Source organism: Hymenobacter saemangeumensis (assembly GCF_039541835.1).
In the GTDB taxonomy this organism is placed as follows: Bacteria; Bacteroidota; Bacteroidia; order Cytophagales; family Hymenobacteraceae; genus Hymenobacter; species Hymenobacter saemangeumensis.
Map to the genome: position 1 here is coordinate 1 of NZ_BAABGZ010000042.1, position 1,566 is coordinate 1,566.

Below are 1,566 nucleotides of genomic sequence, written 5' to 3' on the forward strand. Positions count from 1 at the left end.
GCTCCAGAAAGGAGGTGATCCAGCCGCACCTTCCGGTACGGCTACCTTGTTACGACTTAGCCCTAATTACCTGTTCTACCCTAACCGGCTTCTGTGACGAGCACCGGCTTCAGGTCTACCAGACTTTCATGGCTTGACGGGCGGTGTGTACAAGGCCCGGGAACGTATTCACCGCGTCATTGCTGATACGCGATTACTAGTGATTCCAGCTTCACGGAGTCGAGTTGCAGACTCCGATCCGAACTGAGAACGGCTTTTCGGGATTGGCGCACCATCGCTGGTTGGCAACCCGCTGTACCGTCCATTGTAGCACGTGTGTAGCCCTAGGCGTAAGGGCCATGATGACCTGACGTCGTCCCCGCCTTCCTCACTGCTTGCGCAGGCAGTCTGGCTAGAGTCCCCACCATTACGTGCTGGCAACTAACCATAGGGGTTGCGCTCGTTGCGGGACTTAACCCAACACCTCACGGCACGAGCTGACGACGGCCATGCAGCACCTTGCTTTGTGTCCCGAAGGAAAGCCTCATCTCTGAGGCGGTCACGCGCATTCTAGCCTAGGTAAGGTTCCTCGCGTATCATCGAATTAAACCACATGCTCCACCACTTGTGCGGGCCCCCGTCAATTCCTTTGAGTTTCACCCTTGCGGGCGTACTCCCCAGGTGGGATACTTAACGCTTTCGCTAAGCCAGTGACCTTCTATCGCCACCAGCGAGTATCCATCGTTTACGGCGTGGACTACCAGGGTATCTAATCCTGTTCGCTCCCCACGCTTTCGTGCCTCAGCGTCAGTTACAGTCTAGGCAGCTGCCTTCGCAATCGGGGTTCTGGATACTATCTATGCATTTCACCGCTACAGTATCCATTCCGCCACCCTCGTCTGTACTCAAGCCAACCAGTTTCCAGGGCAGTTCCGTTGTTGAGCAACGGGCTTTCACCCCAGACTTAATCGGCCGCCTACGCACCCTTTAAACCCAATAAATCCGGACAACGCTTGCACCCTCCGTATTACCGCGGCTGCTGGCACGGAGTTAGCCGGTGCTTATTCACCAGGTACCGTCAGTAGAGGACGCATCCCCTTTTTTCTTCCCTGGCAAAAGCAGTTTACGACTCAGAAAGCCTTCATCCTGCACGCGGCATGGCTGGGTCAGAATCTCTTCCATTGCCCAATATTCCCTACTGCTGCCTCCCGTAGGAGTCGGGCCCGTATCTCAGTGCCCGTGTGGGGGACCAGCCTCTCAGCTCCCCTAGACATCGTCGCCTTGGTGGGCCGTTACCCCGCCAACTAGCTAATGTCACGCAACCCCATCCTTGACCAATAAATCTTTAACAATTGTGTGATGCCACACTACTGTTTTATGCGGTATTAATCCGCCTTTCGGCGGGCTATCCCCCAGTCAAGGGCAGGTTGGTTACGCGTTACGCACCCGTGCGCCACTAGTGGTATTGCTACCACCCGTTCGACTTGCATGTATTAGGCCTGCCGCTAGCGTTCATCCTGAGCCAGGATCAAACTCTCCATTGTATAATGTTCTACACTAGCCCGAAGACTAGCTGATGTCGAGTGC

1 rRNA gene is annotated in these 1,566 nt (G+C 55.2%); it reads right to left on the bottom strand.

Annotation, left to right across the window (positions count from 1 at the left end):
• Positions 1-7 precede the first annotated feature (7 nt).
• Positions 8-1,523 (bottom strand): 16S ribosomal RNA (locus ABD919_RS13900).
• Between the last annotated feature and the right edge of the window lie 43 nt (positions 1,524-1,566).